Here is a 26,279-nt window from a genome sequence, read left to right on the forward strand (position 1 = left end):
CTTAGGCTAGCCTAATCTTCGACGTCCCCCGCCAGCGGTGCACCGCCGACCAGACGGGTGTGCCAGGTCACGGCCGCGGGGTCGGTGAGCGAGGCGACCTGGTCGATCACCACCCGCAGCCGGGCGGCGTCGTCCGGCGCGGCCCGCCACAGCGGGGCGAAGACCGGATCGAGCCCGTCCGGTGCCCGCCGGACCAGCGCGGCCACCAGCTCCGCCAGCATCGTCCGCTGCCGCTCGTAGCGGTCCCGGAAGCCGGCGCGACGCATCACGTAGCGCAGCGCGATGCCCTTCAGCAGGGCGCAGTGGGCCCGGACCAGCCGTGGCACCACCAGGTCGGCGGCGTAGCGGCGGTGCGGGCCAGGGCCGAACCGTTCCTCGGTGGCGGCCACCGCCGCGGAGACGAACCGACCGGTCAGGCCGCTGGTGGTGGCCTTCAGCGCGGCCTGCGCGCGGTGGCTGCCGTCGTACCCGGCGAGCGGGGCGAGCAGCGGGTCGGCCAGCAACTCGACCAGCACCTCGGCCAGGTCGGCCGGGGACTCCCCGGAGTAGGTGGCGGCCACGTCGGCGCAGAGGGCGGCCCGCTCGTCGGCGTCGGCGAGCAGCGGGCGCAGCGAGACGTACCCGCCGTGGATGCCGTCCTCGACGTCGTGCACCGAGTACGCGACGTCGTCGGCCCAGTCCATCACCTGCGCCTCCAGGCAGCGCCGGTCACCGGGCGCGCCGGCCCGGATCCAGCCGAAGACCGGCGCGTCGTCGGCGTACACCCCGAACTTGCGCTGCCCGGGGCGGCGCGGCCAGGGGTACTTGCCGATGGCGTCGAGCGAGGCGCGGGTCAGGTTCAGCCCGGCGGACGAGCCGTCCGGAGCCAGCACCTTCGCCTCCAGCCGGGTCAGCACCCGCAGCGTCTGCGCGTTGCCCTCGAAGCCGCCGCACGGCGTGGCGAGCAGGTCCAGCGCAGCCTCCCCGTTGTGCCCGAACGGCGGGTGCCCGAGGTCGTGGGCGAGCCCGGCGACGTCCACCACGTCGGGGTCGCAGCCCAGCCGGGCGCCCATCTCCCGGGCGATCTGCGCGACCTCCAGCGAGTGGGTCAGGCGGGTACGCAGGAAGTCGTCAGTGCCGGCGGTGTGCACCTGCGTCTTGGTGGCCAGCCGGCGGAACGCCGCGGAGTGCAGCACCCGGGCGCGGTCGCGCTCGTACGGTGACCGGCGGTGGCCGGTGTCCTTGGGCGCCTCCTCGACCAGCCGGGCGTCCGCCGCGGCGGACGGCGGTGCGGTCAACCGGTCACCGGCCTAGCCCTCGCGCTCGCGGAGCACGCAGAACTCGTTGCCCTCCGGGTCGGCCAGCACCGTCCACTCCACGTCGCCCTGGCCGATGTCGACGTGCCGGGCGCCCATGTCGACCAGTCGCTCGACCTCGGCCTCCTGGTCGGCGGGGCGCAGGTCGAGGTGCAGCCGGTTCTTCCGCTCCTTGCCGTCGGCCACCGGCACGAAGACCAGGCCGGGAAGCCGGTCCGCGGACTGGCGGATCTCCACCTCGTCCGGATTCTCGGTGACGATCTGGTAGCCGAGCGCCTCGGCCCACCAGCGGGCCAGCCGGGCCGGATCGCGGGCGTCGACGGTCAGGTTCTCCCAGACGCTGCTCATGCAGTCACCCTTCCCCCTGAACGGCGTGCGCAATCGGCGGTGTGCGAGCGAGCCAAGATTACGCCCGCACGAGCCGCCCGACCGGCCCGCGACGCCTCGTCGGCGGGTCCACAACCGCCGATTGGCCGGCAGTTGTGAGCCAATTGCCGAGGGTTACGGCCGCAGCTGCACCGCGCGGCCCGGCCCACCTGGCGTCGCCCGCCGGTCTGATCGCCGGCGCCGGCGGCGGCCCGGAAGCCGGGCCGCCGCCGGCCCCACGTCAGCGGCTGTCCGAGCCGTCGGTCTCCACCGCCGCCCGGCCGGCCTCCAGCCGGGCCACCGGCACACGGAACGGCGAGCAGGAGACGTAGTCCAGGCCGACCTCGTGGAAGAAGTGCACCGAGTCGGGGTCGCCACCGTGCTCACCGCAGACACCGAGCTTCAGCCCGGGCCGGGCGGCCCGACCCTCCTCGGCGGCGATCCGCACGAGCCGGCCGACGCCGTCGCGGTCGATCGACTCGAACGGTGAGATACCGAAGATGCCCAGCTCCAGGTACCGCCAGAAGAACGCGCCCTCGACGTCGTCGCGGGAGAAACCCCAACCCATCTGGGTGAGGTCGTTGGTGCCGAAGGAGAAGAACTCCGCCGCCTCGGCGATCTGACCGGCGGTCAGCGCCGCCCGGGGCACCTCGATCATGGTGCCGATCAGCACCTCGACCCCGCTGTCCTCGACCACCTCGGCGATGATCTTCTCGGCCTCGGCGCGGACCGTCTCCAGCTCCTGGACGGCCCCGACCAGCGGCACCATGATCTCCGGCTTGGCGACCCCGCCGCCGCGCGCGCAGCTGACGGCCGCCTCGGCGATGGCCCGGACCTGCATCGCGAACAGGCCGGGGATGACCAGGCCGAGGCGGACGCCCCGCAGCCCGAGCATCGGGTTCTCCTCGTGCATCCGCCGGACGGCGGCGAGCAGCGCCTCCTCCTTGGCCACGTCCTCGCCGCGCTCCTGGGCGACCGCCACGTTGACCGCGAGCTGCTCCAGCGGCGGCAGGAACTCGTGCAGCGGCGGGTCGATCAGCCGGACGGTGACCGGCAGGCCGTCCATCTCGCGGAAGATCTCCTCGAAGTCGGCCCGCTGCAACGGCAGCAGCGCCGCCAGCGCCGCCTGGCGCTCATCGTCGGCGCGGGCCAGGATCAACCGCTCGACCAGCTCGCGCCGGTCGCCGAGGAACATGTGCTCGGTGCGGCACAGCCCGATGCCCTCGGCGCCGAAGCGCCGGGCCCGGGCGGCGTCCGCGCCGGTGTCGGCGTTCGTGCGGACCGCGAGCCGCCGCCTGCCGTCGGCGTGCGTCATGATCCGGTGTACGGCCCGGACCAGCGCGTTGTCGATGTGCTCCGGGTCGAGACTGCCCTCGAAGTACTGCACCACCTCCGACGGCATGACCGGCACCTCGCCGAGGTAGACCTTGCCGGTGGTGCCGTCGATCGAGACGACGTCGCCCTCGCTGACGGTCTGCCCGGCCACGGTGAACCGCTTCGCCGGCACGTTCACGTCGATCTCGTCGGCGCCGGAGACGCAGGTCTTGCCCATCCCCCGGGCCACCACGGCGGCGTGGCTGGTCTTGCCGCCGCGCGAGGTGAGGATGCCCTTGGCGGCGATCATGCCGTTCAGGTCGTCCGGGTTGGTCTCCCGGCGGACGAGGATCACCGACTCACCCTCGGCGGCCAGCTCGACGGCCCGCGCCGAGGTGAAGACCACCTTGCCCGACGCCGCGCCGGGCGAGGCGCCGATGCCCTTCGCGACCGGCTGGAACTCGTGGTCGAGCTGGAAGCGGGGGAACATCAGCTGGGCCAACTGCGCGCCGTTGACCCGGTGCAGCGCCTCGTCCAGGTCGATCAGGCCCTCGTCGACGAGCTGCCCCGCAATGACGAACGCGGCGGCGGCGGTGCGCTTGCCGACCCGGGTCTGCAACATCCACAGCTTGCCGCGCTCGATGGTGAACTCGATGTCGCAGAGGTCCCTGTAGTGCTCCTCCAGCCGGGCCATGAACGAGAGCAACTCGTCGTAGGACTTCTTGTCGAGCTGCTCCAGCTCCTGCAACGGCACGGTGTTGCGGATGCCGGCGACCACGTCCTCGCCCTGGGCGTTGGCCAGGTAGTCGCCGTAGATGCCCTGGGCGCCGCTGCCCGGGTCGCGGGTGAAGGCGACGCCGGTGCCGGAGTCGGGGCCGAGGTTGCCGAAGACCATGGTCACCACGTTGACCGCGGTGCCGAGGTCGGCCGGGATCCGCTCCTGGCGGCGGTAGAGCACCGCGCGCTCGGCGTTCCACGACTCGAAGACCGCCCGGATGGCCAGGTCGAGCTGTTCGCGCGGCTGCTGCGGGAACTCCCGACCCGTGTGCTTCAGGAAGATCTTCTTGTACGCGTCGACCAGCCCGCGCAGGTCGTCCGCGTCCAGGTCGAGGTCGTTGTGGGTGCCCTTGGCGCGCTTGACGTCGTCGAGGGCGTGCTCGAACTCATCGCCCGGCACCTCGCAGACGGTCTTGCCGAACATCTGGATGAGCCGCCGGTACGAGTCCCAGGCGAACCGGTCGTTCCCGCCGGCCTGCGCCGACAGCCCCACCACGCTCTGGTCGTTGAGGCCGACGTTGAGGACCGTCTCCATCATGCCGGGCATGGAGAACTTGGCGCCGGAGCGGACGGACACCAGCAGGGGGTCCTGCGGGTCACCGAGGCGCTTGCCCATCGCGCGCTCCAGCGATTCCAGGTGCGCCTCGATCTGGCCGGCGAGCCCGTCCGGCTCCTGGCCGGTCGCGAGGTACGCCTGGCAGGCCTCGGTGGTGATGGTGAAGCCGGGCGGAACGGGCAGGCCGAGATTGGTCATCTCGGCGAGGTTGGCGCCCTTGCCGCCGAGCAGGTCCTTGAGGTCCTTGTTGCCCTCGGTGAAGTCGTAGACGTACTTGTGATCGACGGTCTCTTGCGCTGCCACCAGAGCCTCCCACGCGCGCCGGATTGACACTTAACGAAGGTTCAGTTTCCTCATACCCCGGGACCGCCCACCGGTAATCCCGGGGTCGACGCCGATCGGTGGGCGAAGGTTAAGCGAACATCGGGTGGCCTGGGACCGTTCGGTGACAATAGGCACAGCCATCACGACTATCCGCGTTCGTACCGGTTTTTGGGAACGCTTCCACGCGCACGATCACGCATGCCGGCCGGCCGCCGTACGCTTGACGGCACACCAGCCGGTGAACCTCACTTTTGCCATAACCGACGCGAATACACCCCCCGGAGCCGCTGCCGTGTCGACCATCCCCTCCCCCGGCCCAGCCGCCACCCCCGGCGCGGCCGGGCCCGCCGCTGCGGTGCCGCTGTCGGCTCACGAACCGGACGCGGCCACGCTGGCCCGGGCCGCCGAGCAGACCGCCAGCGAGCTGCTCGCCCCCTCGGCCCCGGCCCGGCTGACCGACGTCGTCCCCGCCCCGCAGCGCGTCGAGCCGAACCCGTCCGAGGAATGGCGCCTGCCGGCCGACGCGGTCGTCGTGGCCAGCGCCGATCCCGCCGCGCTCGCGGTGGCCGAACAGCTCGCCGAGCTGCTGCGCCCGGCCACCGGATACCCGCTGCCGGTGAGCGACGCCACCCGGCCGGCGCCGGCGAGCGGCATCGCGCTCGTCCTCGCCGCCGAGGACAGCCTGGGCGCCGAGGGGTACCGCCTCGACGTGACACGGGTCGGAGTCACCATCACGGCGCCCACCGCCGCCGGCCTCTTCCACGGCGTGCAGACCCTGCGTCAACTGCTGCCTCCGGCGATCGAGAGCCCGATCCCGGTCGCCGAGCGCTGGGTGCTGCCCGGCGGGTCGATCGTCGATGAGCCCCGGTTCCCGTACCGGGGCGCGATGCTCGACGTGGCGAGGCACTTCTTCGCCGTCGAGGACGTGCTGCGTGTCGTCGACCACCTGGCCCGGTACAAGCTCAACCACCTGCACCTGCACCTCACCGACGACCAGGGTTGGCGGATCTCCGTCGACTCCTGGCCCCGGCTGGCCACGGTCGGCGGCGCGACCGAGGTCGGCGACGGGCCCGGCGGCTGGTACACCGCGGCCGACTACCGCCGGATCGTCCGGTACGCCGCACAGCGGCACATCACGGTCGTTCCGGAGATCGACCTGCCCGGCCACACCAACGCCGCCCTGGTCGCGTACCCGGAGCTGGCACCGGACAAGGTCGCACCGCCGCCGTACACCGGCACCGAGGTCGGCTTCAGCTACGTCGACCCGAGCGACGAGCGGACGTACGCCTTCATCGCCGACGTTCTCGGTGAGGTCGCCGCCCTCACCCCCGGGCCGTGGCTGCACATCGGCGGCGACGAGGCGTTCAAGGTCAAGGGCGAGGTCTACACCGGCTTCGTCGAGCGGGCGCAGCGGATCGTCGCCGACACCGGCAAGACCGTGGTCGGCTGGCACCAGCTCGCGCCGGCCGCGCACGTCGACGGCCGCGTCCTGCAGTGGTGGGGCACGAACGGCGACGACCCGACCACCCTCGACGCGGTACGCCGGGGCGCCCGGGTGATCCTCTCCCCCGGCAACCACGCCTACCTGGACATGAAGTACGACCCGGACACCCCGGTCGGGCAGGACTGGGCCGGCCTGATCGACGTGCGCCGGGCGTACGACTGGGATCCCGGATCACACGTCACGGACGTGCCGGAGGCTGCGGTGCTCGGCGTGGAAGCGCCGCTCTGGACCGAGTCGGTCACCTCACTGGCCGAGATCGAGTTCATGCTGCTGCCCCGGCTGCCCGCCATCGCCGAGCTCGGGTGGTCGCCCCGGGCGACGCACGACTGGGCCGGGTTCCGCGACCGGCTGGCCGGACACGGCCCGCGCTGGGCCACCGCCGGAATCGCCTTCCACCGCTCCCCCGAGGTCCCCTGGCCGGTCGAGGGCGCCGGGTCCACCCAGCCCAGCCGCCCGCAGCTGCCGACCCAGCCGGGCCCCGATGACGCCCCCGTCCCCAGCACCGACAAGCCCTGACACCCGAATCGGTCACCGGCGGCAGCAGCACCAGAAAGCCCTATACCTCAGAGGCATATTTATGCCTCTGAGGTATAGGGCTTTGAGGTATGGGGCGAGGCCGGTCTCGCCTGCGCCCCGCCCCGGCCGCCACTCGCCGGTGGGATCAGCCGCCGGAGTCGTCCAGTTCGGCGCCCTCGGGGACGGCGTCATCGTCCCGGCTCGCCAGCCAGCCGTCCGGTAGGAAGACCTTGCCCGGGGAGTTCGTCCGGCCGCGCGGCTGGCCGAGGGCGGCAACCGGGAACGGCTCCGCCGGATCGAGCTTGCCGAGCAGGTCGTCGAGCTGGGCCAGGCTCTCGATCATCGCCAGCGAGCGGCGCAGTTCGCCGCCGACCGGAAAGCCCTTCAGATACCAGGCGACGTGCTTGCGGAAGTCGGTGCAGCCGTCCCGCTCGCCGCGGGCCGGGTTGCGCGCGCCCGCGACGAACTGGTCGACCAGCAGTTCAGCGTGCCGGCGCATGGTCACCGCCACCTCGCCGAGGGTGGGCAGCCGCCGCTCCGGCCGGCCGTTGAAGGCGGCCTCCAGGTCGGCGAAGAGCCACGGCCGGCCCAGGCAGCCCCGCCCGATCACCACGCCGTCCACGCCGGTGTGCGCCACCATCCGCAGCGCGTCGTCGGCCTCCCAGATGTCGCCGTTGCCGAGCACCGGCACATCGAGGGCCTGCTTGAGCGTGGCGATGGCGTCCCAGTCGGCGGTGCCCGAGTAGCGCTGCCCGGCCGTCCGCCCGTGCAGCGCCACGGCGGCGACCCCGGCGTCCTGGGCGGCGAGCCCCGCCTCGACGTACGTCAGGTGCTCGTCATCGATGCCCTTGCGCATCTTCACCGTGACCGGCACCCCCGCCGGCGACGCCGCGTCCACCGCGGCCTTCACCAGCCGGGCGAAGAGCCGGCGCCGCCACGGCAGCGCCGCCCCGCCGCCACGCCGGGTCACCTTGGGCACCGGGCAGCCGAAGTTGAGGTCGATGTGGTCGGCCAGGTCCCGTTCCACCACGATCCGCACGGCGGCGGCGGTGACCTCCGGGTCGGTGCCGTAGAGCTGGAGGCTCCGCGGCTTTTCGTCCGCGCCGAACGCGATCATGCGCAGCGTCTTCGGGTTCCGCTCGACCAGCGCCCGAGTGGTGATCATCTCGCAGACGTAGATGCCCCCGCCCTGCTCCCGGCAGAGCCGTCGGAACCCGACGTTGGTGATCCCGGCCATCGGCGCGAGCACCACCGGCGGCCACACCTGATATCGCCCGAGCGTCAACGGGCGCAGCGCAGGAACGGTCGAGGCAGTCACCGCCCAAGTGTACGGGGCCCCGACCGGCGCTTTTCGCGTCGGCCGAGGCCCCGTGCGCGCCGTCTCAGCAGCCGGGGAGGCGCTCGATCAGGTAGCGCTCGACCTGGTCCAGGGAGACCCGCTCCTGGGCCATGGTGTCCCGGTTGCGGACCGTCACGGCGTTGTCGTCCAGGGTGTCGAAGTCCACCGTCACGCAGAACGGGGTGCCGATCTCGTCCTGGCGGCGGTAGCGGCGGCCGATCGCCTGCGAGTCGTCGAACTCCACCACCCAGCGCTTGCGCAGCAGGGTCGCGAGGTCCTTCGCCTTCGGCGACAGCGCCTCGTTGCGGGACAGCGGCAGCACCGCCACCTTCACCGGGGCCAGCCGCGGGTCGAACCGCATCACGGTGCGCTTGTCCACGCCGCCCTTGGTGTTCGGCGCCTCGTCCTCGTCGTACGCCTCCAGCAGGAAGGCGAGCACCGCGCGGGTCAGACCCGCGGCGGGCTCGATGACGTACGGCATCCAGCGCTCGCTCTTGGTCTGGTCGAAGTAGGACAGGTCGACGCCGGAGTGCTTGCTGTGCGTGGAGAGGTCGAAGTCGGTGCGGTTGGCGACGCCCTCCAGCTCGGCGAACTCGGTGCCGCCGAACTGGAAGCGGTACTCGATGTCCACGGTCCGCTTCGAGTAGTGCGAGAGCTTCTCCTTGGGGTGCTCGTAGAGCCGCAAGTTGTCCGCCGACAGGCCGAGGTCGAGGTACCAGTTCCAGCGCTCCTGGAGCCAGTACTCGTGCCACTGCTCGTCGGTGCCCGGCTCGACGAAGAACTCCATCTCCATCTGCTCGAACTCGCGGGTGCGGAAGATGAAGTTGCCCGGGGTGATCTCGTTGCGGAACGACTTGCCGGTCTGCGCGATGCCGAACGGCGGCTTCTTACGGGCGACCGTCTCGACGTTCTTGTAGTTGACGAAGATGCCCTGCGCGGTCTCCGGGCGCAGGTAGTGCAGCCCTTCGTCGCTCTCCACCGGGCCCAGGTAGGTCTTCATCAGGCCGTTGAACATCTTCGGCTCGGTGAAGGTGCCCTTGTTGCCGCAGTTGGGGCAGTTCAGCTCGGCGAGCGAGGCCGGAGGCTTGCCGTGCTTGGCCTCGTACGCCTCCTCCAGGTGGTCCGCCCGGAACCGCTTGTGGCAGAACTGGCACTCGGTGAGCGGGTCGACGAACTCGGCGATGTGACCGGACGCCTCCCACACCTTGCGGGCCAGGATCACCGCGGAGTCGAGGCCGACCACGTCGTCGCGCTGCTGGACCATGGTCTTCCACCACTGCCGGCGGACGTTCTCCTTGAGCTCCACGCCGAGCGGACCGTAGTCCCACGCCGATCGGGTGCCTCCGTAGATCTCGCTGGAGGGGAAGACGAAGCCTCGGCGCTTGGCGAGACTGACGACGGCGTCGATACGGTCGGCTGGCATGTTTCCTCCTACGCCGGCTGGCGGTCGGCGGGGGCGAGATGTGGATGGATCGGTCAGTTCGGCACAACGGTACGACCACCGTCGCCCCAAGCCCAGCAGAATACCGGGGGCGGGTCAGCTCACCCCGCAGACCTCCATGCCGCCGGTCTGGCCGTCCTGGCCGAGGCTGACCTGCTGCTGCTCCCGGTCGCCGCCGTCGAGTGTCACGTCGACCGGCACGGTCAGGTTGGTGGTGTCCACCTCACCCACCCGGAACGCGGCGACCTGCGGCTCGGCGGCCGCGCGCCGCTCGAACTCGGGGCGCGACTCGCGCCGCTGCGCGTCGTCGCAGAGCTGCTCGTAGGCCCGGCCGTAGTTCCGCTCGACCAACGCCTGGTAGTAGTCGCTGGTCACCGTGTGGCCCTGCTCCCGGATCGCCTGCACGCCACTGACGGCGAGGCCGACCACGGCCGCGCCGCCCCCGCCACAGCAGAGCACCACGGCGAGCGCGCCGACGCCGAGGCCGATCCAGAGCCGGGTCCGACGGCCCTCGGTGGGCGGCGCGGCGAACGGCGGCGCCACCCCGGGACCGGGCGGCGGGGCGGGTGCGGTCATAGGAGCAGGGTAGTGCCCGACAGCTCAGCGGTAAGGACCACCAGCCCGATCACTCTCGGCGACCACCACGGCCCCGCCGGGCGCCGCGCTGGCCAGCGCCTCGTACGCGGACGGCTCGTCGACCGACTCGGCGAGCAACGGCACGGCGCTCACCTTGACCTCGAAGGCGCCGAGCGCCCGCCGGTACGTGCCGACCGACTCCCACTCGGTGACCAGGGACCAGTGGCGGGGGTCGTCCAGCGCCCGGACCAGTTGACCGCGCAGGTAGCCGGGGCGGGCTGCCAGCGCGGTGAGGGCGGCGTGCGCCCGTTCGGTGAAGCCGTCGGCGACCTCGACGTCGACCACGAACCGGTTGGTCACCAGCACCGGGTTCCTCCTCGTAGAGTCTGTGGGATGCAGCGTACGCAGCGCCCTCTGCTGGCTCGGTTGGCCGGGGCGAACCCGACGTCGGTGTTCCTGCTCACCCTGGTGGTGGTGCTGGTCGCGTTCTTCACGCCCGGGGTGATCGGCGGGCTGCTGACGCTCGCGCTCGCGGCGGCGCTGATCGCCCTGTTGGCCACCACCTGGCCGGTTCAGGCTCCACAGACCCGGCTGATCCGGCTGCTGATGCTGACCCTGCTGGTGACGGTGGGCCTGGCGAAGCTGCTCTGACATGCAATCATGCGTTTTTGACAATCATTATCGTTACGACGGACAGTTGTCGGCATGACCAACCGCACCACGTCCCGTGTCCTGGCCGCCGCGACCGCCCTGCTCGCCCTGGGCGCCGCAGCCGGCTGCTCCACCGGCGGCGCCGCCGGCGCCGACCCCCAGCGGGTCGACGTGGTCGCCGCGTTCTACCCACTCCAGTTCCTCGCCGAGCGGATCGGCGGCGACGCGGTCCGGGTGACCAACCTCGCCAAGCCGGGCGCCGAGCCGCACGACCTGGAGCTCACCCCGAGCCAGGTCGGCCAGGTCAGCGAGGCGGAGCTGATCGTCTACCTGAAGGGCTTCCAGCCGGCGGTGGACGACGCCGTCGCGCAGAACGGTGACGACCGGGCGTTCGACGTCACCAGCGTGCAGCTGCTGCTGGACGCGAGCGCCGGCGGGCACAACCACGAGGGTGAGGAGGCGCACGGCGAGGAGGAGCACGGCGGCGGCAAGGACCCGCACGTCTGGCTCGACCCGACCCGGTTGGCCGCCGTCGGCGACCAGCTCGCCCAGCGGCTCGGCAAGGCCGACCCGGATCACGCCGCCGACTACACCGCCCGCTCGACCGCGCTGCGCGCCGACCTGACAGCCCTGGACGGCGAGTTCAACCAGGGCCTGCGGACCTGCCAGCGGCGGGAGATCGTGACCAGCCACGCCGCGTTCGGCTACCTGGCCGACCGGTACCGGCTCGAGCAGGTCGGCATCACCGGGCTGAGCCCCGACGTCGAGCCCTCGCCGCAGCGGCTCGCGCAGGTGATCGAGGAGGCGAAGGAGCACCACGCCACCACGATCTTCTTCGAGACCCTGGTCAGCCCGAAGGTCGCCGAGACCATCGCCGGTCAGGTCGGCGCGAGGACCGCCGTGCTGGACCCGATCGAAGGGCTCGCCGCCGGCAGCGGCACGGACTACCTTTCGGTGATGCGTACCAACCTGCAGACCCTGCGGACGGCGTTGAGCTGCTCGTGAGCGCACCTGTCATCACCGTCGAGCACGGGGCGGTCGGCTACGACGGCCGCCCCGTGCTCCGGGACGTCTCGCTCACCGTGACCGCCGGCGAGGTGGTGGCGGTGCTCGGCGCCAACGGCTCCGGCAAGTCGACGCTGATCCGGGCCGTGCTCGGCCTGGTGCCGCTCAGCGCCGGCTCGATCACCCTCTTCGACCGGCCGTTGCGCCAGTTCCGCCAGTGGCAGCGCATCGGCTACGTCCCGCAGCGCCTCGGCGCGGGCGGCGGCGTACCGGCCACCGTGCACGAGGTGGTGGCCTCCGGCCGGCTGGCCCGCCGGGGGTTGCTCCGCCCGCCGGGCCGCGCCGACCGGGCCGCCGTCGACGCCGCGCTGAGCGCCGTCGGGCTCGCCGACCGGGCCGCCGACCCGGTGGCCACCCTCTCCGGCGGCCAGCAGCAGCGCACCCTGATCGCCCGCGCGCTGGCCGGCCAACCGGAGCTGCTGATCCTCGACGAGCCCACCGCCGGGGTGGACGCGGCAAGCCAGGAGGCGTTCGCCGGCGCGCTGCGGCACTTCGTCGCCGACGGCGGGACGGTGCTGCTGGTGGCCCACGAGCTGGGCCCGCTGCGACCGGTGATCAGCCGGGCGGTCGTCGTCCACCAGGCCGGCATCTGCCACGACGGTGCGGTGCCGGACCCGGCCGGCCACCACGCGGAGCCCGACCACGACCACGTGCACCCGCACGGTCCCGACGAGCCCGCCGGGCTGTGGAGCAACTGAGCATGGAACTCTTCCAGTACCCGTACATGCAGCGCGCCCTGATCGCCGCACTGGTGATCGGCCTGGCCGCACCGGCGCTCGGCATCTACCTGGTGCAGCGCCGGCTGACGTTGATCGGCGACGGCATCGGGCACGTGGCGTTGACCGGCGTCGGCGCGGGCCTGCTGCTCAACCGCTCGCCGGTGCTGGTGGCGGTGATCGTGGCCACCATCGGGGCGATCGCCATCGAGCTGGTCCGCGCCCGCGGACGCACCTCCGGCGACCTGGCCCTGGCCCTGCTCTTCTACGGCGGCATCGCCGGCGGTGTGCTGCTGGTCGGTCTCTCCGACGCCACCAGCGCCAACCTCAACGCCTACCTGTTCGGGTCGCTGACCACCATCTCGTCCGCCGACCTGACCACTATCGCGGTGCTCGGCGCGGCGATCCTCGTCACCATGATCGCGCTGCGGCCGGCGCTCTTCGCGGTCAGCCACGACGAGGAGTACGCCCGGGTCTCCGGCCTGCCGGTGCGCACCCTCAACCTGCTGATCGCGGTCACCACCGCGGTCACCGTGACCATCGCGATGCGGGCCGTCGGGGTGCTGCTGATCAGCGCGCTGATGGTGGTGCCGGTGGCCACCGCCCAGCAGGTCACGCGGGGGTTCCGCAGCACCATGGCCGCCGCGATGGCGCTCGGATTCTTCGCCGCCGGCTCCGGCGTCTGGGTGGCGGCGACGGCGGACACGGCGCCGGGCGCCTCGGTGGTGCTGGTGGCGATCGCCTCCTTCCTGGTGGTGGCCGTGGCCGGCGGGGTCTGGCGGGCGTTGCGCCGCCGGGCCACGCCGACCGCCGCGCCGGCGCCGGAACCGCACGAGGTCGTGCTCGGCTGAGCCTGATCAGCGGGATGTCGCCGGTATTGGTTACCGTTGCAGGGTGACCAGCGCAACGGGGTACGAGGGGTTCGACGGGGCCAGCGAGTTGCTCCGCGCTCTGTCGGCGCCCATCCGGCTGGCCATCGTCAGTGAGCTCGCCGGCGGCGAGCGGTGCGTGCACGAGCTGGTGGAGACGCTCGGCGCCGCGCAACCGCTGGTCTCCCAGCACCTGCGGGTGCTGCGCGGCGCGGGCGTGGTGCGGGGGTCCCGCCGGGGTCGGGAGATCGCCTACAGCCTGGTCGACGAGCACGTCGCGCACATCGTGGCGGACGCGGTCAGCCACGCCGGGGAGGGATGATGAGCGAGAGTGGCGCCGCGGTGCGCAACACCCGGCAGCGCTCGGCGGTGAGTGCGCTGCTCGCCGAGATGGAGGGCTTCCACAGCGCCCAGGACCTGCACGCGATGCTGCGGCAGCGCGGCGAGCGGGTCGGCCTGACCACCGTCTACCGCACGTTGCAGGGGCTGGCCGACGCCGGCGAGATCGACGTGATGCGCCCGCCGGGCGGTGAGCACCTCTACCGCCGGTGCAGCGAGGGGCACCACCACCACCTGGTGTGCCGGGCGTGCGGGCGCACCGTCGAGGTGGCCGGCCCGGCGGTGGAGAGCTGGGCCGACCGGGTGGCCGCGCAGCACGGCTACGCCGACGTCAGCCACACCCTGGAGATTTTCGGCACCTGCCCGGCCTGCGTCCACTGACCAGCGCCCGGACGCCCTCCACGCCCCCTCCCGGCCCCGGCCACCCTCCGCGCGCCCTTTGCTCTGCTTCAACCAACGCAACAGCGGCAGGCGGAAAGTGTTGCGCCCGTTGAAGCAGAGCAAAGGCGGCGGCGGGTGATGCTGCCCCGCGCCGGCGGCGGACGACGCTTCGACGGGTGGACCAGCGCCATCCACGGGGCACCGGCACCGTTGGCCGTCCCGTCGGCTGATTCGACGAGTGCCGTGCCGGACGGTTCGTGGCACGCTGTCCGGCGTGAAGATCTACGCCGATCGCTTTCCGACCGCCGTCCGCCAGTTGCTCACCGACCTGCTCGTCGTCGCCTGGGTGTACGTCGCGATCCGCGGCGCGCTCTGGCTGCACGACCTGGTGCAGAAGCTCGCTGTACCCGGGCAGAAGCTGGAGGGCGCCGGCAGTGGGCTCGCCGACAACCTGGGCGACGCCGGCAGCAAGGTCGGCCGGGTGCCGCTGGTCGGCGACGAGCTGACCGCGCCCTTCCAGCGGGCCGCCGACGCCGCCCGGTCGCTCGCCGACGCCGGCCGCGACCAGCAGCACCTGGTCGACCAACTCGCCCTCGCACTCGCCATCGCGGTGCTGATCTTCCCGCTCGGTCTGGTGCTGTTCGGATGGCTGCCCCTGCGGGTCCGCTGGATGCGCCGGGCCTCCTCGGCCGCGAAGCTGGCCGCCGGGCCGGCCGGCCGGGACCTGCTCGCCCTGCGCGCGCTGGCCACCCAGCCGCTGGGCCGGCTGACCCGGATCGCGCCGGACGTGGCCGAGGCGTGGCGGCGCGGCGACGACGACACCGTCGACGCCCTGGCCGCACTGGAGCTGCGCCAGCTCGGGCTGCGCGCCAGGAGCCGCTGAGGGGCCCGCTAAGGTCGTCGGGTGTTCTACTTCCTGGTCGTCATCGCCGTCCTGCTGCTCGGCTACGCCGCGGTCCTGGTCTCCTTCGTCCGGCGGGGCAGGAAGATCCCGCCCGCGGCGTACCTGGGCCTGGCGCTGCTCAACGGCCTGATTCTGGCGGCGGTGCTGGCCTGGGCGGTCGCCCGCTGACCGCACGGCACGGCGACGCGCCGGGCGGCACCGGTCACGGCTTCGGCGGGATACGGCGACGGACGTCGTCGGCGGTGGACGGGCCGGGCGACCAGCGGGCCACCCAGGGCAGCTCGTCGGACGGGGTGATGACGCCCTCCTCCAGGCCGGCGTAGCGGCCGGCGAGGATGCGCTTCGCGGCGGCGGTGTCGACCGGGTCGGTGTTGTCCCACAGGGCGGTGAACAGGGCGTCCACCCGGACCCGGGCCTGCCGGCAGAACAGGTCGGCCAGCTCGACGTTCTCCGGCCGGCTGTCCCGCTCGGCGGACGCCCGGACGCAGACCGCGGACATCGCGAACAGCTCCGCGCCGATGTCCACCACGCGGCCCAGGAACGCCTGCTTGCGCTCCATCTTTCCCTGCCAGCGGGACATCGCGTAGAAAATCGAGCGGGCCAGCTTGCGCGACGAGCGCTCCACCTGACGCAGGTGCGTGGCCAACGACCCGAACTCGGCGTACGCCCTCGGGCTCTGCCCCCGGCCGACGGCCAGGGTGGGCAGCCACTTCGCGTAGAAGGCACCGGCGCGGGCGCCGGCCCGGGCCTTGCGGCCCAGCCCCGCCTCCGGGTCGATGATGTCGCCGGCCACCGACAGGTGGGCGTCGACCGCCTCCCGGGCGATCAGCAGGTGCATGATCTCGGTGGAGCCCTCGAAGATCCGGTTGATCCGCAGGTCGCGCAGCATCTGCTCGACCGCCGCCGGGCGTTCGCCGCGGCCGGCCAGCGAGTCGGCCGTCTCGTAGCCCCGGCCGCCCCGGATCTGGATCAGCTCGTCGGCGATCTTCCAGGCCATCTCGCTGGCGTACAGCTTGACGAGCGCGGCCTCGATCCGGATGTCGTTGCGGTCGTCGTCGGCGAGCAGGCAGCAGAGGTCGAGCATGGTCTCCATGCCGTACGTGGTGGCGGCGATGAAGGCGAGCTTCTGGGCGACCGCCTCGTGCTCGCCGACCGGCCGACCCCACTGGACCCGGTCGGCGGCCCACTCCCGGGCCACGTTGAGCGCCCACTTGCCGGCGCCGACGCACATCGCCGGCAGCGAGAGCCGGCCGGTGTTCAGCGTGGTCAGGGCGATCTTGAGGCCCTTGCCCTCGCCGCCGATGACGTTCTCGGCGGGCACGAACACGTCGTGGAACCGGGTGAGACTGTTTTCCAGGCCGCGCAGGCCGACGAACTCGTTGCGCCGCTCCACGGTGATGCCCGCGCTGTCGCCGTCCACCACGAACGCGGTGATCCCGCCGCGCCGCCCCGCACTGGCCGGCACCCGGGCCATCACCACCAGCAGGGTGGCGACGATGCCGTTGGTGGCCCAGAGCTTCACCCCGTTGAGCCGGTAGCCGGTGCCGTCCTCGGTCGGCTCGGCGGTGGTGGCCAGACGGGCCGGGTCGGAGCCGACGTCCGGCTCGGTGAGCAGGAACGCGGACACCTCACCGGCGGCCAGGCGGGGCAGGAAGCGCTGCTTCTGCTCGGCGGTGCCGAACATCTTCAGCGGCTGCGGCACCCCGATCGACTGGTGCGCCGAGAGCAGCGCGCCGATCGCCGGGCTGACCGAGCCGGCGAGCATGAGCGCCCGGCAGTAGTGCAGGTTGCTCAGCCCGAGCCCGCCGTACCCGCGGTCGATTTTCATGCCGAACGCGCCGAGGTCGGCCAGCCCGTGGAACACCGCGTCCGGAATGGACGCGTCGCGTTCGATGGCCGCGCCGTCCACCTCGGAGGTGAGGAAGGCCCGGAACCGGCCGAGGAACTCGTCGGCGCGGGCCACGTCGGCCGGGTCGGAACGGGGCCACGGGTCGATCAGGTCGAGTCGGAACCGGCCGAGGAACAGCTCCTTGCCGAAGCTGGGCCGGTCCCAGGTGGACTCGCGAGCCGCCTCGGCGACCTGCCGGGCCTCCTTCTCGGAGACCTGCCCCGCCTCGGCCGGCAACGGCGCCGCGGCGCCGGCGGTGCTCGGGACGGTGCCGGGATCGGGGCCGTCCGCTGCCGGTCGGCCGTTCTGCGTCGTGGTCACGGCTGCCCCCTCGAACCTCGGTGCGGCTGCGTCGACATGCGCGACTACCGTCACGCTACCCCCGGGTGTTACCCAGGGGTAGCGTTCCGTGAAGATCGACTTCGGTGCATCCGGGCGGGTCAGTCGCCCGTCAGCGTCCGCGGGTCGTCATCGTCGTCGTCGATGTCGTCGTCGCCCCAACTGCGCCGGGCGAACGGCAGGAACACCCAGAAGGTGAGGAACCAGAGCCCGGTCAACGCGCTCAGCACGAACGCGATCGGCCGGTCCAGCACGAAGTCGGTGATCAGCAGCACCGCGCTGACCATGGAGATCAGCATGAAGGCCAGCCCGCCGCTGGCCATCCGGTGCGCGAACCGGACCAGCTCCGGCTTGCGCCCCTGCCGGAACAGCGCCCGGTGGAACGCCACCGGCGAGATGATCAGCGCGGTGGCGGCGGCCGCGGCGAGCAGGGCGACGATGTAGACGTCCCGCTGGAACTCGGTGGTGCGGGTGAACCCGTTGCTGAACGGCAGGGTGAGCAGGAAGGCGAAGAGGATCTGCACGCCGGTCTGGGCGACCCGCAACTCCTGCAACAGGTCGGCGAAGTTGCGCTGCCAACGCTGCTTCTCGGTCTCCTTCGACACGCGCTACCTCCGGTGAGACGGTACTGCCGGCGGTCCTGGCCGCCGGCAGCAACGCCAATGCCCCACCCGGCTGAGCGCGAAACAGGTTCACGACATCTGCCGGCCACCGTCCGGCCACCTGCCGGACCCGGCCATCGAGGGTCAGGAGCCGCGTCGGATGCGACCGGCGTACCGGGCCTCCAGCGCGTTGTTGTGCGCGTCGCCGTCCGGGATGTTGGCCGACAGGTAGACCGGGGGCCGCTCCCCCGCCGCCAGCAACCGGGCCACCACCTCCACGGTGATCTGCTGGGCGAGCAGCGCCGCCGTGATCGAGGAGACCGCGCCCACCGCGCCACCGCCGGGCAGCGGCAGAGTCGCGTCGCCGTACGGCGCGCCGTTGTCGAGCACCACGTCGGCGAGGTCCGCCAGCTTGCGCCCGGACGGGTGGCGGGAGGTCATCCGGCCGGAGTGCTGGACGGAGGTGATCGCCACCAGCCCGTGCCCACGCTGCTTGACCAACGTGGCGAACTCCACCATCGCCCCGTTGACGCCGGAGTTCGAGGCGAGCACGAAGACGTCGGTGGGCCGCACCGGGGCCAGCTCGTACAGCCGGTGCGCCACCGCCGGGTCCCGCTCCAGCAGCGGCCCGAGCCGGTCGGCCGGTTCGCCGCCGAGCAGCACCAGGTCGCGCAGCGCGATCCGGTTGGTCGGCACCAGGCCGCCCGCCCGGCCGGCGATCTCCATGGCCAGCGCCTCCGAGTGCCCGGTGCCGAAGGCGTGCACCACCCCGTCGGCCCGCACCGCGTCGGCGATCAGGTCCGCCGCTCGCCCCACCGCCGCCCGCTGACTCTCGGCCACCCGGCCCATCATCTCGGTCACCACGGCCAGGAAGTCCTCGGCGCTCACCGTCATGCGTCCTCCGTCGTCCGGTTGCGGGCCATCCATTGCACCGCGAAGTCGACCGCCGCCCGCTGGCCCATCAACCTCCCGGTCCCGGTGCCGACCCGTCCGGTACGGACCGCCCCGGTCGCCTCCAGGTCCCGGCCCAACGCGCCGAAGTCGGTCTCGTCGAGCCGTACGTCCTGCCACCACACCCATTCGCGGCCACCGTCGGCGGTGCGGACCGCCGCGCCCAACTGCTCCCTGGGCGGGGCCGGACGGCGGTACTCGGCCAGGTGCAGCGAGGTGTTCACCGCGTGGCCCACGCCGAGCAGCAGCACGCTGGCGCCGAGGTCGTAGAGCCGGGCCAGCGGGGAACCCTCGCCGAGCATGTCGGCCCGGGTGTGCCCGGTCACCACCCGACCGGCGGCCGGCCCGAGCGCGGCGAACGACACGTGGGGATGCGAGCTGCGCAACGCTCCGGGCCAGGAGCGGACCGTCTCGGCGAACACACCCATGAACCGGCTCGGGGTGACCGCCGGATCGAACCCGGGCATCTCGGCGCGGATCAGCGACCACCAGTCCCCCGGCACCGGCGGGTTGCGCCATTGCGCCGGGTCGCTGTTGTCGGGGGTGTGGGTGGGCACCACGATCGTGCCGTCCGGGCCGAGCGCGTCGCGCAGGGCCAGCACCAACGCCTGCGGCCCACCGCAGACGAAGCCCAACTGGCGCAGCGCGGCGTGCACCAGCAGCGTCCCGCCGGGGCGTACGCCCAGCATGCGCAGTTGCGCGGCGAGCGAGCGCCGGGTGCCCGGCCCGCTGGCGTCCGTCGTCACGGTGCTCCTCCGACCGACATGGCTCACGCCGTTCCGCTGGTCCGGGCCAGGATCGCCTCGGCGAGCGGGCCCGGCGCGGCGTCCGGGATCCAGTGGCTCACCCCGGGCAACGGTACGAAGCGGTAGTCCCCGGTGACGTTGGCGGCGCACGCCTCGGCGGCGGTCCGGCCGATGGCGACGTCCCGGTCGCTCCACACGTACGTGGTGGGCACCGCGACCGGACCGACGCCGGCCAGGTCGGCGCGGGACATCGCCCGGTACCAGTTCAGCGCGGCGGTGAGGGCGCCCGGCTCGCGCATCGGGTCGGCGTAGTGGTCCACCCGGGACGCGTCGCCCGCCCCGCTGAGCAGCTTGCGCAATGCGGTGGCGTTCCACGCCAGCAGCACCTTCTCCGCCTTGCCGGGCTTGCGGAACAGGGCGATGTACGACGAGCGGGCCTTCTGCTGGCCGTCGGTGGCGAGCGCGTGCGCCATGGCCGCCGGATGCGGCACGGACACCGCGGTCAACGTACGGACCCGCTCGGGATGCCGGGCGGCCACCGCCCAGGCCACGATCGCGCCCCAGTCGTGGCCGACCAGGTGGACGGCGTCCAGCCCGAGCGCGTCGAGCACCGCCACCGCGTCGGCGACCAGTTCGGGGATCCGGTAGTCGGCCACCTCCGCGGGCCGGGCGCCCGGCGAGTAGCCCCGCTGGTCCAGTGCGTACGTGCGCAGCCCGGCGGCGTGCAGCGCGGTGGCGACCTCGTCCCACTCGCCGGAGTGCTGGGGGAAGCCGTGCAGCAGCAGGACGGGCGCGCCGTCCGGCGGACCACCGGCGCGTACATCGAACGTGAGACCCCGTGCGTCAACCCGCATGATCGTGAGCCTACCGAGCCGGCGTCCGACGGGCAGGACGCTGAGGTGGGCGGACGCCCTGCTGGGCCGGTACCCCTGCTCGGTGCTAGCGTCAGCGAGACAACTTCACATCCGACAGGGGAGCGCACAGCGCTGAGAGTGCGGGCACGCCCGCAGACCCTCGAACCTGATCTGGGTAATGCCAGCGCAGGGAGTTCGGTCGACCTCCAGCCGCGCCGCCGTCCGGTGCCACCGGACGCGCGGCGTGCGTCTTCTCCTGGTTCGCACTCAGAACTGGGAGCATTCACATGAACCACAGCGACACCAGCCGCTGGCGCACCATCGACATCGTCGTCGCCTCGGTGATCGCGGTCGCCTTCGGCGTCATCTTCTGGGCCTGGGGCCTGGTCTGGAGCGCCACCGAGGGGGCGTTCGCCTTCTTCCCGCCGGCGCAGACCCTGATCTACGGCGTCTGGCTGATGCCGGCCGTGGTCGGCGGCCTGGTCATCCGCAAGCCCGGGGCCGCGCTCTACTGTGAGACGGTCGCCGCGGTCCTCTCCGCGCTGCTGGGCAGCCAGTGGGCCGGCACGGTGATCCCGCAGGGCATCGTGCAGGGCATCGGCGCCGAACTGGCCTTCGCCGCGTTCCGGTACCGGTCGTTCCGGCTGCCGACCGCGGTGCTGGCCGGCGCGCTGACCGGGCTCAGCGCCGCGCTGTTCGACTTCTTCGTCTGGAACGCCGACTACGAGCTGACCGACTACCGCATCCCGTACGCGCTGCTCACCATCGTCAGCGCCACGGTGGTCGCCGGCGTCGGCGGCTGGGTCCTCACCCGCGCCCTGGCCAACACCGGTGTCCTGGACCGCTTCCCGGTCGCCCGCGACCGCGCCGCCATCTGACCCGATCACCCGTGTCGATCATGAGGTTGGCGGTGGGTTGGATCTCCGGAAGCGCCGCCAACCTCATGATCGACGGGGCAGGGTGGAGCCGGTGGCGGGGCTGGAGGGTGCCGTGAGCGGGGTGCAGCTGCGCGGGTTCGGGTGGCGGCACGCCGGGCGTCGGGCGTGGGCCGTTCGCGGGGTGGACCTGCGGGTCGAGGCTGGGGAGCGGGTGTTGTTGCTCGGGCCGTCGGGGGCCGGCAAGAGCACCCTGCTCAGCGCGCTTGCCGGGCTGCTGCCGGACGACTCCGGCGAGCAGGAGGGCACCGTCGAGATCGACGGGCTCGACCCGCGCAAGGGCAGGGAACGGGTCGGCATCGTGTTCCAGGACCCGGAGACCCAGCTCGTGATGGCCCGCAGCGGTGACGACGTCGCGTTCGGCCTGGAGAACCGGGGGGTGCCGGCCGGCGAGATCTGGCCCCGGGTGGACGAGGCGCTGCGCCGGGTCGGCTTCCCGTACGACCGGGACCGGCCCACCGCCGCGCTCTCCGGCGGCGAGCAGCAGCGCCTCGCCCTGGCCGGCGCGCTGGCCCTGCGCCCCGGCCTGCTGCTGCTCGACGAGCCGACCGCCAACCTCGACCCGGCCGGGGCCGATCTGGTCCGGCGGGCGGTGGCCGGCGCCCTGGACGCCGACACCACGCTGATCCTGGTCGAGCACCGGGTCGCCGAGGCGCTCCCGCTGGTCGACCGGGTGGTCGTCCTGGAGCCCGGTGGCGGGGTCCGCGCGGACGGCCCACCCGACACGGTCTTCGCCGCGCACGGTGCCGCACTCGCCGCCGAGGGCGTCTGGGTGCCGGGTCACCCCATCGCCGCCCGGCGGGCCACCGGCGCACCCGGTGAGCTGCTGCTCACCGCGGACCGGCTCGGCCTGCCGCCCCGCCTGGCCCCCACCGACCTGGCGGTACGCGCCGGCGAGGCGCTCGCCGTCCGCGGGCCCAACGGGGCCGGCAAGTCCACTCTCGCGCTGCTGCTCGGTGGGCTGCTGCGGCCGGGCGCCGGACGGGTCACCGCGACCGTCGAGCTGGCCGGGCCGGATCACCGCACTCCCCCGCACCGCTGGCGGGCGCCCGCGCTGGCCCGGCGGATCGGGTCGGTCTTTCAGGATCCGGAGCACCAGTTCGTCACCAGCACCGTCTTCGACGAGCTGGCGCTCGGCCCACGCCGGACGGGCCAGCCCGAGCCGGCCGTCACGCAGATCGTGGCGGGGCTGCTGGAGCGGCTGCGGCTGACCCGGCTCGCCGCGGCCAACCCGTACACCCTCTCGGGTGGGGAGGCCCGGCGGCTGAGCGTGGCGACGGCCCTGGCCACCGCGCCCCGGCTGCTGATCTGCGACGAACCCACCTTCGGCCAGGACCGGCGGACGTGGCGGGAGCTGGTCGACCTCTTCGCCGACCTCCGCGACGCCGGGCACGGCGTGGTCACCGTGACCCACGACCCGGACTTCGTCGCCGCGCTCGCCGACCGCACCGTCACCCTGGAGCGATCGTGACCCGCCGGGACGGCATCCGATGATCAGCATCGAGCCGGTCGCCGCGCCCGGCGCGCCGCTGGCCCGCCGCAACCCGGTGGCGAAGGTGGCCGCCGCGCTGGCCTTCTCGTTCACCCTGCTGGCCACCCTGGACCCGGTGGCCCCGGCGATCGCCATCGCGGTCGAACTCGCCGTGCTGCCGCTGTTCGGCATCCGCTACCGGGTGCTGGCCCGGCGGTCCTGGCCACTGCTGGTCAGCGCGGCCGGCATCCTGGTCACGCTGGTGCTCTTCGCCGCCGACCGGTCCGGCCGGGTCCTGCTGGACGCGGGACCGGTGCTGGTCACCACCGGCGTTCTGCTCACCGCGCTCGGGCTGATCCTGCGGGTGCTCGCGGTGGCCCTGCCCGGCGTGATCGTCTTCGCCACCACCGACCCCACCGATCTGGCCGACGCGCTGATCCAGAACGCGAAGGCGCCGGCCCGGTTCGCCATCGGGGCGCTGGCCGCGTTCCGGCTGGTGCCGCTGCTCGGCCAGGAGTGGCAGATGATCAGCATGGCCCGGCGGGCGCGGGGCGTCGACGCCGGGCGCAACCCGGCGGCGAAGCTGCGGCTGTTCGCCTCGACCGCGTTCGCGCTCCTGGTCGGTGCGATCCGCCGGGGCACCCGGCTGGCCGTGGCGATGGACGCCCGCGGTTTCGACGCCGGCACACCTCGCACGGTGGCCCGTCGTCAGCCGTTCAACCGTGCCGACGCCCTGCTCATCGTCGTCGCCGCCGCGCTGGCCGGCAGCGCCCTCACCGTCAGCATCCTGCTCGGCAGCTTCCGCCCGCTGATCGGCTGACCCGCTCCTCCCCCCGCAGCGCGCCGACCGGCGTCTCTGCACGCCTCGCCTCGCCGCCGCGCTGGCATGATCCGCACAACATCAGGGATGTTGCTGGCTCGCTGGTCGGTGAGGCAGCAGCATCCCTGATGTTGCTGCCTCACCGACCGCGACACCGCAACAGCGCGCCCGGGTGGGTGCGGGTTGGTCAGCTGCGGCGGAAGGCGTAGCGGCGGCTTTGGCCGGCCTGTCGACCACCGCCGCCGGCCGAGCGCGTCCCGCCACCCTGCGGCGGTCCGGCCGTGGGTGCCTTCGGTCGCCCGGCGACCTTCGGCAGGTCTGCCAACGCCGGCGCGTCGACTGCTGCCGGCACGTCGACCGGCGGCACCAGCTCACCCGGCATCGCCGCCGGCAGAGCCGGCTGATTCAGCTCCGCCGGCAGAGCCGGCTCAACGAGCAATGCCGGCTCAACGAGCAATGCCGGCTCAACCAGCAGCGCCGGCTCGACCGCGAGGTCGAGGTCGGTTCGGGTTGGTCGGAGCGCGTCGCGACCGGCCGCCGGGTCCGTGCCGGCGGGCGTCGGTGCGGGGGTACGCGACGACTTCTTCTTCGGGTTGCGCCTGGCGGGCATCCGGGCCTCCTTCGGTGCCGACCGTCACGGCCTTTACCGCTCGGCGGTCGGTCGGCTCGGCTGGTGACCGTCGCAGCGCGACGGTCGAGAGGGAAGGGACTGCTCACCGGGGTCGGGCAGGGCCAGCACCGCACACGGCGGGTCGGGGATGCGGGACGCCCGGGAGCGCACGGACCGCGGCGCGGGGCGGCGGGCCGGCTCGGAAGTGGGGCGTCAGTTACGCATGCCGGCACGCTATCCGGTGGGCGGGCACCGGCGCATCCGGTTTTCCTGGCAGCATCGGCGACATGCTGATCGCGTTCTCGATTACCCCGCTCGGTGTCGGTGAGTCCGTCGGTGACCTGGTCGCCGAGGCGGTACGGGTGGTCCGCGAATCCGGCCTGCCCAACCGCACGGATGCCATGTTCACCACCGTCGAGGGCGAGTGGGACGAGGTGATGGCGGTGGTGAAGCGGGCGGTCGACGTGGTGGCCGCGCAGGCGCCCCGGGTGAGCGTCGTGCTGAAGGCCGACGTCCGGCCCGGAGTGGCCGACGCGCTCACCGCCAAGGTGGCGCGAGTGGAGGATCGGCTGGCCCGGGGCTGAGCGCCACCGGCCGGTCACCGCCTGTCGACGAGGCGACCCGCTCCACCGCGCACCGCGATACGGTCGCAGGACGGCACTACGACGGCGAGAGGTGGCGGCACGAATGGCTGAGCAGGCGACGGCGCAGATCGGCGTGACCGGGCTGGCGGTGATGGGCCGCAACCTGGCCCGCAACCTGGCCCGCAACGGCTTCACCGTGGCGGTGCACAACCGCTCGCCGGAGCGCACCCGCAGCCTGGTGGCCGAGCACGGCGACGAGGGCACGTTCGTGCCCGGCGAGACGATGGCCGACTTCGTGGCGTCGTTGGAACGGCCCCGCGCGGTGATCGTGATGGTCAAGGCGGGTGCGCCCACCGACGCGGTGATCGACGAGTTGGTGCCGCTGCTGGAGGAGGGCGACATCGTCGTCGACTGCGGCAACGCCCACTTCGCCGACACCCGCCGCCGCGAGGAGGCGCTGCGCACGCACGGTCTGCACTTCGTCGGCACCGGCGTCTCCGGCGGCGAGGAGGGCGCGCTGCTCGGGCCGAGCATCATGCCGGGCGGTTCCCCGGAGTCGTACGCCAAGCTCGGGCCGATGTTCGAGAAGATCTCCGCCCACGTGGACGGGGTGCCGTGCTGCCGGCACATCGGGCCGGACGGCGCCGGGCACTTCGTCAAGATGGTGCACAACGGCATCGAGTACGCCGACATGCAGCTCATCGCCGAGGCGTACGACCTGCTGCGCGCCGGCCTGGACGCGGATCCCGCGGAGATCGCGGAGATCTTCCGGGGGTGGAACGGCGGCGAGCTGGAGTCCTTCCTCATCGAGATCACCGCCGACGTGCTGGCCCACCGCGACGCGGCCACCGGCCGGCCCTTCGTCGACGTGGTGCTGGACCGGGCGGAGCAGAAGGGCACCGGGCGGTGGACGGTGCAGAGCGCGCTGGATCTGGGCATCCCGATCACCGGGATCGCCGAGGCGACCTTCGCCCGCTCGCTCTCGGGCCACGTCGACCAGCGCGAGGCGGCCCGCCGGGCGTTCCCGGACGCCGGGGAGAAGTGGCAGGTGTCCGATCGGGAGGCGTTCATCGAGGACGTCCGCCGCGCGCTGCTCGCCTCGAAGATCGTCGCGTACGCGCAGGGCTTCGACCACATCCGCGCCGGCAGCCAGGAGTACGACTGGGACATCGACCTCGGCGGCACGGCGACCATCTGGCGGGGCGGCTGCATCATCCGGGCGCGCTTCCTGGACCGGATCCGCGAGGCGTACGACGAGCAGCCCGAGCTGCCGTCACTGCTGGTGGCGCCGTACTTCGCGGAGGCGGTCGGCGCCGGCGTGCCGAGCTGGCGGCGGGTGGTGGCCGACGCGGCCCGGGCCGGGGTGCCGACGCCGGCGTTCTCGTCGTCGCTGGCGTACTTCGACGCGCTACGCGCCGAGCGGCTGCCGGCCGCGCTGATCCAGGGCCTGCGGGACAACTTCGGCGCGCACACCTACCAGCGCGTCGACCGCGAGGGCTCGTTCCACACCACCTGGGCGGGCGACCGCACCGAGTCTCCGGCCTGA

The 26,279-nt window shown here is 73.0% G+C and carries 27 protein-coding genes and 1 riboswitch; of the genes, 14 read left to right on the forward strand and 13 right to left on the reverse strand.

Annotated features, from left to right (window positions below):
* Positions 1–11 precede the first annotated feature (11 nt).
* The 3 genes from AB0K07_RS18145 to ppdK all read right to left on the reverse strand — a co-directional run bounded on the left by AB0K07_RS18145 (position 12) and on the right by ppdK (position 4,611).
* Positions 12–1,277, reverse strand: a complete 1,266-nt coding sequence (locus AB0K07_RS18145; RefSeq protein WP_363756422.1) for a deoxyguanosinetriphosphate triphosphohydrolase — start codon at positions 1,275–1,277, stop codon at positions 12–14.
* A gap of 12 nt (positions 1,278–1,289) precedes the next feature.
* On the reverse strand, positions 1,290–1,643 hold the full coding sequence (locus AB0K07_RS18150) for a VOC family protein (protein ID WP_363756424.1): 354 nt from the start codon (positions 1,641–1,643) through the stop codon (positions 1,290–1,292).
* Between the two features lie 259 nt (positions 1,644–1,902).
* A complete protein-coding gene (gene ppdK, locus AB0K07_RS18155; protein WP_363756426.1) occupies positions 1,903–4,611 on the reverse strand; it encodes a pyruvate, phosphate dikinase in 2,709 nt (902 codons plus the stop codon).
* Between the two features lie 313 nt (positions 4,612–4,924).
* Here ppdK and AB0K07_RS18160 point away from each other — a divergent pair, with 313 nt between their 5' ends.
* Positions 4,925–6,652 (forward strand): beta-N-acetylhexosaminidase, encoded by a 1,728-nt coding sequence (locus tag AB0K07_RS18160; protein WP_363756428.1) that lies wholly within the window; start codon positions 4,925–4,927, stop codon positions 6,650–6,652.
* Positions 6,653–6,797: 145 nt separating this feature from the next.
* On the opposite strand, the gene dusB is transcribed toward AB0K07_RS18160, so the two are convergent.
* The 4 genes from dusB to AB0K07_RS18180 form a co-directional block, all read right to left on the reverse strand.
* A complete protein-coding gene (gene dusB, locus AB0K07_RS18165; RefSeq protein WP_363756430.1) occupies positions 6,798–7,970 on the reverse strand; it encodes a tRNA dihydrouridine synthase DusB in 1,173 nt (390 codons plus the stop codon).
* Positions 7,971–8,034: 64 nt separating this feature from the next.
* Positions 8,035–9,414 carry a glycine--tRNA ligase gene (locus AB0K07_RS18170; protein ID WP_363756431.1) on the reverse strand — a complete coding sequence of 460 codons (1,380 nt, stop codon included), beginning with the start codon at positions 9,412–9,414 and terminating at the stop codon, positions 8,035–8,037.
* 114 nt (positions 9,415–9,528) lie between these two features.
* Positions 9,529–10,008: a hypothetical protein gene (locus tag AB0K07_RS18175; RefSeq protein ID WP_363756433.1), complete on the reverse strand. Its 480-nt coding sequence runs from the start codon at positions 10,006–10,008 to the stop codon at positions 9,529–9,531.
* A 24-nt stretch (positions 10,009–10,032) separates the two neighbouring features.
* The gene (locus AB0K07_RS18180; RefSeq protein WP_363756435.1) at positions 10,033–10,374 is read right to left on the reverse strand and encodes an antibiotic biosynthesis monooxygenase; all 342 of its coding nucleotides are present in this window, start codon (positions 10,372–10,374) and stop codon (positions 10,033–10,035) included.
* Between the two features lie 27 nt (positions 10,375–10,401).
* On the opposite strand from AB0K07_RS18180, the gene AB0K07_RS18185 reads away from it, so the two are divergent.
* From AB0K07_RS18185 to AB0K07_RS18220, 8 genes are all read left to right on the forward strand, one after another.
* Complete coding sequence (locus tag AB0K07_RS18185; RefSeq protein ID WP_354974042.1) at positions 10,402–10,659, forward strand: hypothetical protein; 258 nt, start codon at positions 10,402–10,404, stop codon at positions 10,657–10,659.
* Positions 10,660–10,713: 54 nt separating this feature from the next.
* Complete coding sequence (locus tag AB0K07_RS18190) at positions 10,714–11,664, forward strand: metal ABC transporter substrate-binding protein (protein ID WP_363756437.1); 951 nt, start codon at positions 10,714–10,716, stop codon at positions 11,662–11,664.
* Positions 11,661–12,422 carry a metal ABC transporter ATP-binding protein gene (locus tag AB0K07_RS18195; protein WP_363756439.1) on the forward strand — a complete coding sequence of 254 codons (762 nt, stop codon included), beginning with the start codon at positions 11,661–11,663 and terminating at the stop codon, positions 12,420–12,422. Before AB0K07_RS18190 ends, AB0K07_RS18195 begins: the two co-directional genes overlap by 4 nt.
* A gap of 2 nt (positions 12,423–12,424) precedes the next feature.
* On the forward strand, positions 12,425–13,291 hold the full coding sequence (locus AB0K07_RS18200; protein WP_363756441.1) for a metal ABC transporter permease: 867 nt from the start codon (positions 12,425–12,427) through the stop codon (positions 13,289–13,291).
* 43 nt (positions 13,292–13,334) lie between these two features.
* Positions 13,335–13,631: a metalloregulator ArsR/SmtB family transcription factor gene (locus AB0K07_RS18205; RefSeq protein ID WP_363756443.1), complete on the forward strand. Its 297-nt coding sequence runs from the start codon at positions 13,335–13,337 to the stop codon at positions 13,629–13,631.
* On the forward strand, positions 13,631–14,029 hold the full coding sequence (locus AB0K07_RS18210) for a Fur family transcriptional regulator (protein ID WP_363756445.1): 399 nt from the start codon (positions 13,631–13,633) through the stop codon (positions 14,027–14,029). Before AB0K07_RS18205 ends, AB0K07_RS18210 begins: the two co-directional genes overlap by 1 nt.
* 274 nt (positions 14,030–14,303) lie before the next feature.
* Positions 14,304–14,912, forward strand: coding sequence for a hypothetical protein (locus AB0K07_RS18215; protein ID WP_363756447.1), 609 nt, complete (start codon positions 14,304–14,306; stop codon positions 14,910–14,912).
* Positions 14,913–14,933: 21 nt separating this feature from the next.
* A complete protein-coding gene (locus AB0K07_RS18220) occupies positions 14,934–15,101 on the forward strand; it encodes a hypothetical protein (protein ID WP_363756449.1) in 168 nt (55 codons plus the stop codon).
* Positions 15,102–15,135: 34 nt separating this feature from the next.
* On the opposite strand, the gene AB0K07_RS18225 is transcribed toward AB0K07_RS18220, so the two are convergent.
* From AB0K07_RS18225 to AB0K07_RS18245, 5 genes are all read right to left on the reverse strand, one after another.
* Positions 15,136–17,058 (reverse strand): acyl-CoA dehydrogenase family protein, encoded by a 1,923-nt coding sequence (locus AB0K07_RS18225; protein ID WP_363756651.1) that lies wholly within the window; start codon positions 17,056–17,058, stop codon positions 15,136–15,138.
* 203 nt (positions 17,059–17,261) lie between these two features.
* The gene (locus AB0K07_RS18230; protein ID WP_363756451.1) at positions 17,262–17,765 is read right to left on the reverse strand and encodes a DUF6328 family protein; all 504 of its coding nucleotides are present in this window, start codon (positions 17,763–17,765) and stop codon (positions 17,262–17,264) included.
* Positions 17,766–17,906: 141 nt separating this feature from the next.
* On the reverse strand, positions 17,907–18,656 hold the full coding sequence (locus tag AB0K07_RS18235) for an SIS domain-containing protein (RefSeq protein ID WP_363756453.1): 750 nt from the start codon (positions 18,654–18,656) through the stop codon (positions 17,907–17,909).
* Positions 18,653–19,459, reverse strand: coding sequence for an AAC(3) family N-acetyltransferase (locus tag AB0K07_RS18240; RefSeq protein WP_363756455.1), 807 nt, complete (start codon positions 19,457–19,459; stop codon positions 18,653–18,655). Before AB0K07_RS18240 ends, AB0K07_RS18235 begins: the two co-directional genes overlap by 4 nt.
* Before the next feature lie 23 nt (positions 19,460–19,482).
* Entirely contained in the window at positions 19,483–20,313 is an 831-nt protein-coding gene (locus tag AB0K07_RS18245) for an alpha/beta fold hydrolase (RefSeq protein WP_363756457.1), read from the reverse strand.
* A 106-nt stretch (positions 20,314–20,419) separates the two neighbouring features.
* A riboswitch (TPP riboswitch) is annotated at positions 20,420–20,524 on the forward strand.
* Positions 20,525–20,600: 76 nt separating this feature from the next.
* On the opposite strand from AB0K07_RS18245, the gene AB0K07_RS18250 reads away from it, so the two are divergent.
* The 3 genes from AB0K07_RS18250 to AB0K07_RS18260 all read left to right on the forward strand — a co-directional run bounded on the left by AB0K07_RS18250 (position 20,601) and on the right by AB0K07_RS18260 (position 23,539).
* Positions 20,601–21,191 (forward strand): ECF transporter S component, encoded by a 591-nt coding sequence (locus AB0K07_RS18250; RefSeq protein ID WP_363756459.1) that lies wholly within the window; start codon positions 20,601–20,603, stop codon positions 21,189–21,191.
* Positions 21,192–21,303: 112 nt separating this feature from the next.
* Positions 21,304–22,719: an ABC transporter ATP-binding protein gene (locus AB0K07_RS18255; protein ID WP_363756653.1), complete on the forward strand. Its 1,416-nt coding sequence runs from the start codon at positions 21,304–21,306 to the stop codon at positions 22,717–22,719.
* A 19-nt stretch (positions 22,720–22,738) separates the two neighbouring features.
* Complete coding sequence (locus tag AB0K07_RS18260) at positions 22,739–23,539, forward strand: energy-coupling factor transporter transmembrane component T (protein ID WP_363756461.1); 801 nt, start codon at positions 22,739–22,741, stop codon at positions 23,537–23,539.
* A gap of 187 nt (positions 23,540–23,726) precedes the next feature.
* On the opposite strand, the gene AB0K07_RS18265 is transcribed toward AB0K07_RS18260, so the two are convergent.
* Positions 23,727–24,149, reverse strand: coding sequence for a hypothetical protein (locus AB0K07_RS18265; protein ID WP_363756463.1), 423 nt, complete (start codon positions 24,147–24,149; stop codon positions 23,727–23,729).
* 287 nt (positions 24,150–24,436) lie between these two features.
* Between AB0K07_RS18265 and AB0K07_RS18270 the strand changes: the two genes are divergently transcribed.
* Positions 24,437–24,733, forward strand: a complete 297-nt coding sequence (locus AB0K07_RS18270; protein ID WP_363756465.1) for an MTH1187 family thiamine-binding protein — start codon at positions 24,437–24,439, stop codon at positions 24,731–24,733.
* A 103-nt stretch (positions 24,734–24,836) separates the two neighbouring features.
* Positions 24,837–26,279, forward strand: coding sequence for an NADP-dependent phosphogluconate dehydrogenase (gene gndA, locus AB0K07_RS18275; protein ID WP_363756467.1), 1,443 nt, complete (start codon positions 24,837–24,839; stop codon positions 26,277–26,279).

Source organism: Micromonospora sp. NPDC049301 (assembly GCF_040678715.1).
GTDB lineage: Bacteria > Actinomycetota > Actinomycetes > Mycobacteriales > Micromonosporaceae > Micromonospora.

Coding starts and splice junctions, on each gene's coding strand:
- AB0K07_RS18210 (WP_363756445.1), top strand. CDS start 13,631: ATGAGCGAGAGTGGCGCCGCGGTGCGCAACACCCGGCAGCGCTCGGCG.
- AB0K07_RS18175 (WP_363756433.1), bottom strand. CDS start 10,008: ATGACCGCACCCGCCCCGCCGCCCGGTCCCGGGGTGGCGCCGCCGTTC.
- AB0K07_RS18190 (WP_363756437.1), top strand. CDS start 10,714: ATGACCAACCGCACCACGTCCCGTGTCCTGGCCGCCGCGACCGCCCTG.
- AB0K07_RS18185 (WP_354974042.1), top strand. CDS start 10,402: ATGCAGCGTACGCAGCGCCCTCTGCTGGCTCGGTTGGCCGGGGCGAAC.
- AB0K07_RS18200 (WP_363756441.1), top strand. CDS start 12,425: ATGGAACTCTTCCAGTACCCGTACATGCAGCGCGCCCTGATCGCCGCA.
- AB0K07_RS18170 (WP_363756431.1), bottom strand. CDS start 9,414: ATGCCAGCCGACCGTATCGACGCCGTCGTCAGTCTCGCCAAGCGCCGA.
- AB0K07_RS18270 (WP_363756465.1), top strand. CDS start 24,437: ATGCTGATCGCGTTCTCGATTACCCCGCTCGGTGTCGGTGAGTCCGTC.
- AB0K07_RS18265 (WP_363756463.1), bottom strand. CDS start 24,149: ATGCCCGCCAGGCGCAACCCGAAGAAGAAGTCGTCGCGTACCCCCGCA.
- gndA (WP_363756467.1), top strand. CDS start 24,837: ATGGCTGAGCAGGCGACGGCGCAGATCGGCGTGACCGGGCTGGCGGTG.
- AB0K07_RS18245 (WP_363756457.1), bottom strand. CDS start 20,313: ATGCGGGTTGACGCACGGGGTCTCACGTTCGATGTACGCGCCGGTGGT.
- AB0K07_RS18235 (WP_363756453.1), bottom strand. CDS start 18,656: ATGACGGTGAGCGCCGAGGACTTCCTGGCCGTGGTGACCGAGATGATG.
- AB0K07_RS18150 (WP_363756424.1), bottom strand. CDS start 1,643: ATGAGCAGCGTCTGGGAGAACCTGACCGTCGACGCCCGCGATCCGGCC.
- AB0K07_RS18260 (WP_363756461.1), top strand. CDS start 22,739: ATGATCAGCATCGAGCCGGTCGCCGCGCCCGGCGCGCCGCTGGCCCGC.
- AB0K07_RS18250 (WP_363756459.1), top strand. CDS start 20,601: ATGAACCACAGCGACACCAGCCGCTGGCGCACCATCGACATCGTCGTC.